The organism is Halapricum sp. CBA1109 (genome assembly GCF_009741825.1).
Classification (GTDB): domain Archaea; phylum Halobacteriota; class Halobacteria; order Halobacteriales; family Haloarculaceae; genus Halapricum.
The window spans coordinates 1-4,610 of the sequence record NZ_WPCA01000178.1 but is presented as its reverse complement, the minus strand read 5'-3'; the positions used below and the strand labels follow the sequence as shown (position 1 = coordinate 4,610).

The following is a 4,610-nucleotide window of genomic DNA, read 5'->3' as shown; positions in this document are numbered from 1 at the left end:
CCGCGCGAGTTCGTCGCGGTCGCGCTCGACGGTCCGTCCAAACCGGGATTCGAACTCGGTCGAGTCGGTCGCTCACTCGCGCCCGAGCCGGTCCGGCCCCGGCTGTGGGGTCTCGCGCCCGCGATCACCCGACGCGACGCGACCGCGAACAGCAGGTCGTTGTCGTAGACGATGGGCCGTGGCGGGCCGTCGTCCGTCGTCGTCCAGCGCCCGCCGGGCCGACAGTCGATGGCGCCGATGGGGACCGCCGGGTCGACGGTCCCGCGGTCCCGCCGTCGCTCGTGGTACCGACGGGCGAGAGACTCGGCCGTCCCCCGCGGCTCCGTCGAGCGACGGCGTCGGCCGTTCGGGGGGCGTGTCGGTGTACGTCACCTCGACGCCCTCCCGGAGTCGGTTCGCTGTCTCGCTGTCGTCCTCGGGCGCGAGCGTCTGCTCGACCGGCGTCTCGGCGTGTCGCAGTTGCAGGAACACCGGTCCGCTGGCCGGTTCGGGGACCGTCCGGGTCGTCTCGCCCTCGACGACGAGCGGGCGGCCCCGGCCGTCTATCGCCAGCCCCGGGCCGAGCGTCACCGCGAGGCCGTCGGCGTCCGTCTCGACGGCCCGAACGTCGAGGCCCCGGACGACACCGCTGCCGAGCGCGTGTCTCGCCAGCGTCTGGAGCCGGCGGGCGTGGTATCGCTGTTCGGCCGCCATATCCCGAGCCGTCAGGAGTTTCCCGTCGAAGTAGCGGTTCTTGACGAACTGTTCGAACTGATCGGTGTCGTGTGTGTTCGGAGTCATCGTGTATCGAGGAGGGTGTCGTCCGCCCGCGCCGCCGGGAGCGTCCCGGACCCGACCGCCGTCTCGTCGAGTCGGACCCCCGTGGGCGCGAGGCGGCTGTTCGCGTCCAGAAACGCCCGCGTCCCGAGCGCCGTCGTCGGTTCGAGCGGGACCAGCGTCGCGTCGACGTGTGCGGGCGTCTCGCGGTCGATAACCGTCCGGACGAGTGCCCGGTCGCGCTCGCGCTCGAACGGCCCGGCGTAGACCAGCACCGACCGCTCGCCGTCCAGCCGTTTCTCGACCGGGGCGCTCGCCGGCCCGTCGGGGAGGTCGGCCGGTTCGACGACGAACAGCCGCTGGTCGCCCGGCAGGTGCGAGAGCAGCAATCCGACGCTCTCGGTGAGCCCGCGCCGGGTCCCGCGAAGCCGGGCGAGTTCGCTCGCGCGGTCGATACGCTCCCGTCTTGCCGGCGTCGGCCACGCGGGGCGCGGGTCGAGACCGAGCCACGAGGCGAGCCACCCGAGTGAGGACTCCGGGACGCCGTGAGGGTCGAACAGCCGCGAACTGGCGTCCCGCGTCCGGGCGACGTCCGCGAAAAATCCCCCGAATACGGCCAAGAGCCGTTCCAGCACGTCGGCGTCGGCGCTCCGGTAGAGGTCCGGGAGGTGCCGGAGCATCGACTCCCGGGGGCAGGACGCCCACACCGACCCCACCCGCGGCGAGGCGCGCTGACACCCCAGCAACTCGACGGCGACCTGCAGGTAGCGGCCGTGCGCCGACCGCAGGAGGCAGTCGTCGACCCCGTTCGCGGCCGTCCACGCGCCGCCGTCTCCGACGGTGGTCGTCCGCGCCGGCGGGTCGTCGGCCGCACGGTAGAACACCCGGATGCACGTCTCCGGCCCCAGAGCGGTGGCGTCGAGACGGAGCCGGTGCCACTGGACGCCCTCGACCCCGGCGTCGAACTGCCCGACGACGACGGCCCGCGGCGCGTCCCCGTCGTCGGTCGTCGCGTACCGTTCCGTCCGGGACAGAGACAGGCAGCCTCCGTCGGTTCCGACGGTGATACCGTCGCTATCGACGGTCAGCGCCCGAACCGGCCCGTCGACCGACTGCCAGCGCTGCCACTCGCCGGTGTCGTCGATGACGGCGACGCCGTGTCCGTCCTCGGTCGGGCCGGCGACGGCGAATCGTCCGTCTCCAGCAGCGACCCGCCGCGGCGATATGGGACAGTCCGGAAGAGGCGGCGACGCAGAGTCCCCGACCGGATGGGTCCGTATCCCGTCCGGGCCGGCGAGGAGGAGTCGGTCGTCGGCCCCGGCCAACCCAGTTGCTCGCCCGGCGCCGGTCGCTACGGTTTCGGTGCGCCCCGCTGGCCGGAGGCGACGCAGACTGTCGCCCTCGATGGCGTACACAGACCCGTCGACAGCCGCGATGTCCATCGGTCCGTCGAGGGCCGTCTCGACGGTTCCGATCTGTCGTCCGAGCGTAGTGTCGTACACCGTCAGTGCGCCCCGTCTCGCCGTCGGCGACATACAGTCGGTCGCCGCGCCGACACAGGGTCGCCGGCGTTCCGCCGGGGTCGGGGAGCCGTCGGCCACGCCCCGAACCGTCCCGCAGTCGGACCGCACCCGACGACGAGAGCGTCACGAGCGTCCCGTCGACGGTGATCAACGCGGCCGGGTCACCGCTCCGGTCGCTCGCCTCGACGGTCCGCTCGGTAGCTATCTCGACGGCCCCGTCAACGACGGCGTGGTTTCGCCCGTCCCAGTCCGCCCAGTCGGCCGCCGTCGCGGTCACGGCACGACTTGTCACGGCCGTTCACCGCCCGAAACGACCGTGCAGTCGGTCTCGACGGACGCGACCCAGAACAGGGTCCGCTCGTCGATACGGACCACGTCGCCGTCGCGGTCGGCGGCCCCGTACGGCGTCACCGAGAGGCTCTCGACGGTGACGACGGCGTCAAGCGCCTCGATACGCTCCCGGAGCGCCGGTACCGACAGCGACCCGCCGAACGGCCACCCGTCTCCGTCGTCGCCGCGGAGCGGGTCGAGATACGCCCGGACCGCCGTCTCGACGGCCCGCCCGTCGGCCTCGGCGTACCGCGGCCGGCACCGCACGCTGACCCTCACGCGAGACGGCGCGTACCGCGGCGGGACGACGGTGACCCGGTCGGTGAGCAGTCGCACGTCGTCGAGGTGGCGCTCGATCGCCGCCAACACCCCGTCGCTCGGTTCCGGGCGACCGCAGTCCGGCGGCGTGTACGGGACGACGGTGACCGTGACGCGTGGCTCCCCCTCGTGTGCGTGGGCGGTCGCCCGCGAGATGCGGACGCCCGGCGTCCCGACGGCCAGCGTCTCGTAGTCCGCTATCGTGACCGCTCGCGCCGGTTCGGACTGTCGCCGTCGGACGCGCCTGACCGCGTCCGCGACCGTCTCGGCGTCGGTGCCACCCGACGCCCCCCGACCGTCGACGGACACCGACGGCGTCTCGCCCCGAATCGCCCACTCCGCATCACGGAGGTTCCCCTCGGTGCCGCCGCCGTAGACGACCGACCGTGCCCCGACCGTCGCGTCCGCCGGCGGCGCGACGCCACCGAATCCGCCGCCGAACCGGACGACGCCGCTGGCCCGGTCGAGCGTGTAGTGGCGGTCGTCCGGACCGCTCGCGCCCAGCGAGTCGACCTCCGTCCACGGATTACCGTCGACGGTCACGGTCGCCGACTGAATCGGTGCCGTCGGGAAGCGGTACCGCTGGTCGGCGAGCGCCGGCGTCCCGGGGTCGACCCGTTCGAGGCCGACCGACTCGACCGACCGCCGCTGGCTGACCGCCACGCCGTTGGTCGAGATAGCCGACAGCCGCGGCGGTATCTCGTAGCCGTCCTCGCGGACGCGACACCGGAGCCAGTACGACGTTGTCCCGCCGGCCGGCCCGGGCATCTTGTGGCTCCGGTCGTCCCAGTCCTCGGGCCGCCCGAGGCGGACGACGCCGCCTCCGTAGAGGGCGTCGGTCCCGTCGTCGACCGGCGGGAGGGCCCGCCAGCCAGTCCCGTCCCACCACTCCCAGTCGAGCGACACCGACGGGACGAACGTCGTGCGCCGTCGCCCGGCGGCGGCGCGTCGCCGTGGTCGAGGGCCACCGACAGCGACACGACCGAAACCGACGCGAACGGGTCGCCCGCGAACCCGACCAGCAGGCTGTCCCCGCGCTCCGGATCGGTGCCGAACGGCCGGAACGCGGGCGTCTCAACGGCCTCCGTCGCCGACCACTCGGTGATCGTTCCGGGGTCGAGCGCCGTGACCGGTTTCTCGGGTCCGGCCGCGCCAAGAACACGGTCGACAGTCGCCGATGTCACCGACACCGGCCGCGTCGTCTCGAAGTCGACGCCGTCGGCACGCAGTCCCGTGCCCGCCGGGACGCGCGTCCCCGCGGCGGCCGCGTCGGCCGGCGAGAGCGAGACGACCGCCGTCGCCGGCGTCGGTGGCTCCGGCGAACAGTCCAAGAGCGCGAGGGCCGCCTCGCGGGTGTCCGCGGGCACTCGTCCGAGCTGGTAGGCGTGTGTCGCCGTCTGCCACGCGAGCAGTTCCGTGACCGTCGTCCCCGGGTCGGGAGCGCGCAGGCCAGACCACGCCGCGTCCGTCGCGCCGACTCGCTCGCGCGCACGGGCCATCAGATCGTCGTACCGCAGATCGTCGAGGTCAGTCCGCACGGCCCACCCCCTCCCGGTCGATACGAACCGTGTGCGTCCCGTCACAGACCATCCCCGCCGCCGGCAGGGCGACATCCTGACACGGCGTCCCGTCGATGGCCGCCGACAGCGAGACGATCCGACCGACGCCGTCGGCGGCCGCGAC

The 4,610-nt window shown here is 73.6% G+C and carries 4 protein-coding genes; 1 reads left to right on the top strand and 3 read right to left on the bottom strand.

The genetic code is table 11. The features are described from left to right. Positions 1-72: 72 nt before the first annotated feature. The 3 genes from GJ629_RS14435 to GJ629_RS14425 form a co-directional block, all read right to left on the bottom strand. A complete protein-coding gene (locus tag GJ629_RS14435; RefSeq protein WP_157513656.1) occupies positions 73-780 on the bottom strand; it encodes a hypothetical protein in 708 nt (235 codons plus the stop codon). Next, entirely contained in the window at positions 777-2,387 is a 1,611-nt protein-coding gene (locus GJ629_RS18130) for a phage tail protein (protein ID WP_157513655.1), read from the bottom strand. Before GJ629_RS18130 ends, GJ629_RS14435 begins: the two co-directional genes overlap by 4 nt. 180 nt (positions 2,388-2,567) lie before the next feature. Continuing rightward, positions 2,568-3,833, bottom strand: coding sequence for a baseplate J/gp47 family protein (locus GJ629_RS14425; protein WP_197428640.1), 1,266 nt, complete (start codon positions 3,831-3,833; stop codon positions 2,568-2,570). Between the two features lie 141 nt (positions 3,834-3,974). On the opposite strand from GJ629_RS14425, the gene GJ629_RS16435 reads away from it, so the two are divergent. Beyond that, entirely contained in the window at positions 3,975-4,310 is a 336-nt protein-coding gene (locus tag GJ629_RS16435) for a hypothetical protein (protein ID WP_197428639.1), read from the top strand. Positions 4,311-4,610: the final 300 nt, after the last annotated feature.